At 55.4% G+C, this 3,904-nt stretch carries 3 protein-coding genes and 1 pseudogene; 1 reads left to right on the top strand and 3 read right to left on the bottom strand.

Annotated features, from left to right (window positions below; genetic code table 11):
* From Q1M25_RS08735 to Q1M25_RS08725, 3 genes and pseudogenes are all read right to left on the bottom strand, one after another.
* Positions 1-440 (bottom strand): annotated as a pseudogene (locus Q1M25_RS08735) (MFS transporter); the annotation flags it as partial.
* 79 nt (positions 441-519) lie between these two features.
* Positions 520-939: an extensin gene (locus Q1M25_RS08730; RefSeq protein WP_300483896.1), complete on the bottom strand. Its 420-nt coding sequence runs from the start codon at positions 937-939 to the stop codon at positions 520-522.
* 96 nt (positions 940-1,035) lie between these two features.
* Positions 1,036-3,081, bottom strand: a complete 2,046-nt coding sequence (locus tag Q1M25_RS08725; protein ID WP_300483894.1) for a TonB-dependent receptor — start codon at positions 3,079-3,081, stop codon at positions 1,036-1,038.
* Positions 3,082-3,519: 438 nt separating this feature from the next.
* Between Q1M25_RS08725 and Q1M25_RS08720 the strand changes: the two genes are divergently transcribed.
* A partial coding sequence (locus Q1M25_RS08720; protein ID WP_300483892.1) for a helix-turn-helix domain-containing protein occupies positions 3,520-3,904 on the top strand: 385 nt, incomplete at its 3' end.

The following is a 3,904-nucleotide window of genomic DNA, read 5'->3' as shown; positions in this document are numbered from 1 at the left end:
TGAATCACGCCGCCGAAACCGCGTTCGCGGTGCGGCAGGACGATGCACGACAAACCCAGCATCGCGCAGCCGTACACCGCCGACATCGCCGAGAGCAGTATGCAGCAGGTCAAAAGCAGCGCGAAGTTCTGCGTTATGTCGGTACAGGCCATCAGCCCGAACACGGCCGAAAGCCCCAGCGTCGCCGCCAGCAGCCAGCCGCGAAACCGCCCGAACCGCCCCGCTGGCTGCCGCTCCATCAGTGTGGCAAACAATACCTTCGCTGCTTCGATACTGCCGATTAAATGAATCCAGCTCAGTTGGTTCAGGCTGTAACCGTGATTTTTCAAAATAGCGACCAGCGCGACCAGATAAAAACCGGTTAGCGTGAATTTGTAAGTGCTGCCGCCGATAAGCAACAGCCAGTCGCGTGAGTTTGGGGAAGTCTGATTGTCGGACATCACATGATTCTTTTGAAGATGAGGCAAATAAAGGGACAAGGCCGTCTGAACATATTGGGTGGCAATACTTGATTTGTATTTAAATAGGTTTAGTATCTTTTCGGACGGCCTTCAACGCTTCTTCTGCGCGAAGTAGGGCGGTTGTTTCATCTGCTTCGACGATGTAGTTCACGCCCAGCGCGGGGCCGAGTTTGGAAGATTGTTCGCGGAAGAACGCCAATTGCGCCGCGTCGGGTTCGATAAGGAGCATGGCGGCGCAGCGTTCGGACAGTTGCGGCCGATGTGCCTTTATCCATTCGATGTAAGTTTTGCGGTCGGCAATGCGCTGTTCGTCGCTCACCTGCCGCCGCATCGGGGTGCAGACGGTGGCTAAGCGGCGGTTTTGGCTTAACAGGGTTTCGAATTCGGCCAGCCAGTCGGCGAAGTCGGCGACGTGGGTCAGGTCGGTCAGGTAGATGGTGCCTTCGGGCAGGGTTTTGGCGGGGGTGAAGTAGTGCATGGGATTCCTTTGGGTGTTTTGGAGGAATAAACGGTAGGTCGGGCATAAATGTCCGACCTATGTTTTTTCAGACGGCCTCTATCATTTCAGCTTCATTTAAAACTTCCATTCCGCGCTCACGCCCACGCTTCTGGGACGTTGGTAGAGCGCGTCTTGGCGGTCGGCGCTGGAAATGAATATGGGTTGGCGGCGGTTGAACACGTTGTCGGCATAGAGCGAGATGCGGCCTTGTTTGAAGTTGTAGGCGGTGTAGAGGTTGACTTGGTTGTATGCGCCGATTTTGCCTGATTCGGCATTGTCGGCAGCGGAGTAGTAGCTGCCGTAGAAGCGCACGTCGCCGCCGGCTTCCCAACCTTTGTCGTTCAGGTATTTCACGCCGATGTTGGCGGTGTATTTGGGCGCGCGGCCGAGTTTGTTGCCTTCGATGCCGCTGTCGGGATAGCTTTTAATTTTGGTGTTGAGTAGCCCCAGTCCGGTGGTGAGTTTCAGGCTGTCGGTCGCCTGCCAGTCGGCGGCGAGTTCCGCGCCGTAGGTATAGACTTTTTTGGCGTTGCGGATGACGACGGAGTTGGTGCCGAGATAGAAGGGAAGCTGCATGTCGCGGTAGTGGTTCAGGAACAGGTTGCCGGAGAGTTGCAGGCGGCGGTCTGCGCTGCGCCAGCGGGTGTACCACTCGTAGTTGTTCACATATTCTGGCTCGTAAGTGTAGGTTACGACAGGGCGGCCGAAGGTGATGCCCGCGCCGCCGGGGTTGTAGCCGCGTGCGGCTTTGATGCCGCTGACCCATTGGTCGGTGGGTTTGAAGGCGATATCGATTTTGGGCAGGAACACGGTCTGGCCTTTGTCTAAATCAAGGTGCAGCGCGCCGCTGCCGCCGCTTCGTTTGTGCGTTTCTTTTTCAATGCGGGCGGCGGCCGTGATGTCCCATTTTTCGCTGGGGCTGTATGTGGTTTCGGCAAACATGGCACGCACGCTGTTGCGGTCGTCAAAGGTGTTGCGACCGCCGATGCTGCGGATGTCCACCCATTCGTCTTGTTTGCTGCGGAAGTAGTGCAGTCCGGCAAGGCCTTTCAGACGGCCTTTGTTGGAAAAATGCAATACCGGCTCCCATTGCAGTTCGCGGCCTTTGAGTTCGGCGGGCACGCCTTGCGGGCTGACGGTCATCGGCAGGTGCAGCCGCTCGTTGTGGTAGCGGCCGTAAACCAGTTTGTTTTCCAGTTTTAGATAGTCGTTAAGCTGCCACGATACGTCCCAGATGCCCGATGTCGAGCCGGTTACGAACACGGGTTTTTCTTTTAAAAAACGGCGGCTGGCGGTGTTGCCCATGATTTCGTTTTGCGGCGCGCGCGAACGGATGTGGTTCAGCGTCAGGCGGCTGTAAAAATCGGGATGGTTTTCGGGCGTGAGCAGGAGTTTGAAGCGCACGTTGGTGTTTTCCACGCGGCGCGGGTTGCCGGTCGGTTCGTAGGACACGAATGGCTCATAGCTTTCGCGCTGCTGCCGCTCCGCGCTCAAGCGGAAGGCAAGGTTGTTTTTTACAATCGGACCGGACACTACGCCGGCGATGTTGCGCGTTTTCTGGTTGCCCAAACCCAAGCGCAGCGCGCCTTCCCATTCGTCGGTCGGGTCTTTGGAACGCATTACCACCGCGCCCGCCACCGCGTTCTGCCCGCGCACATGGCTTTGCGGCCCGTGCAAGACTTCCACTTGCTGCATATCCCACAGCGACTGCGTGCCGAAGGCGTATTCATTGTAAGTGGCGGAGCGGCCGTCTATGGACAGGTTCAGGCGCGGCCGCGTGCCCGCGAAAAATGCCACCGCGCCGACGGCGGGGCCGGAGCCGTCCACGCCGCGCATGGTCGGTAAATCGTTGCCGCTGCCTAAGTCCACCGTATTCACGGTTTGTTTCAGCAGGTCGGTGGCGGAAAGATTGTGGCCGCTGCGGTCGATGTTCGGCGCGGTGAAAACGCGGTTGGACGTGGCGGTTTCAAAGCCGCTGCGGTTGGTGCGTTCGCCGGTGACGACGACTTCTTCCAACTGCACCTGTTCCGCATCTTGCGCCGCATCGGCGGCATAAATCCATTCGGAGGCGAAAGCGGCAGCAAGCAGCAGCGGCAGGCGGCGGAGGGTGTGTTTCTGCATTTCCTTATCCTTTCAGACGGCATACGTCGGGGTGGATTGAACATCAGGTAATCCAATTGCTCCGTCAGTATGCAAATATTTGTGTTTACACATTTACATAAAATAAACTATTAATGTAAAGTATAAGAAATAAGAAACAGGAATGCAAGTGTTTATCATTCACTTTACTTCCCTCTTATCTTGTGAATCGCCCAAAAAAAATCTCTCTCCTATTTTTGGGAGAAGGTTGGAGGGGGCAGATTCTGTAATCTTCATGAATTTGGCCTGCTAAGCATCCAATAGCCCTCATTCGCAGGGCGGCGCGGAGGGATAAGGAAAGAGGCCGTCTGAAAGCCGCCATATTGCCATTGCCGCCGTGGGGAAATATGATGAGTATCCGACTTGCGGATAACTTTAATGAAAAACCTTTATGAATAAAATCAAAATCTTCTTACCGTCATGACCGCCATCAAACAACAAACCATCGCCGACACCGCCCGCCGCCTATTCCGCGAACATGGCTTTTCCGCCGTATCCGTAGGCAGCATCTGCGCCGAGGCCGCCGTCAGCCGCGTTACTTTTTACAAATATTACAGCGGTAAAAACGCACTTTTGCAGGCAATCGTTACCGAGCAGAAAAACTACGTCCGTGCCGAATTTGAAAATCTGCTTAAACGGCAATGCAGCTTGCGCGAAGCTGCCGAGGCTGTGTTTTCCCTGCAAAAACAATCATTTGAAGAGCTTTATTCCGCCGTTTTCCTGCGCGACATCGAAGAGAATACCGATTTAGAGCTGGAGCGGTTTTTCCACGAATTGAACGAAGAAAAATACGCCTTTATGCGCG

It is taken from the genome of uncultured Neisseria sp. (genome assembly GCF_951230505.1).
Lineage (GTDB): Bacteria > Pseudomonadota > Gammaproteobacteria > Burkholderiales > Neisseriaceae > Neisseria.
The sequence above is the reverse complement of the archived record's forward strand: the minus strand, read 5'-3'. Positions and strand labels throughout refer to the sequence as shown.

What these genes read in the sequence shown, in the direction of transcription:
- Q1M25_RS08730 (WP_300483896.1), bottom strand. Translation starts at nt 939, where the DNA reads ATGCACTACTTCACCCCCGCCAAAACCCTGCCCGAAGGCACCATCTAC.
- Q1M25_RS08725 (WP_300483894.1), bottom strand. Translation starts at nt 3,081, where the DNA reads ATGCAGAAACACACCCTCCGCCGCCTGCCGCTGCTGCTTGCTGCCGCT.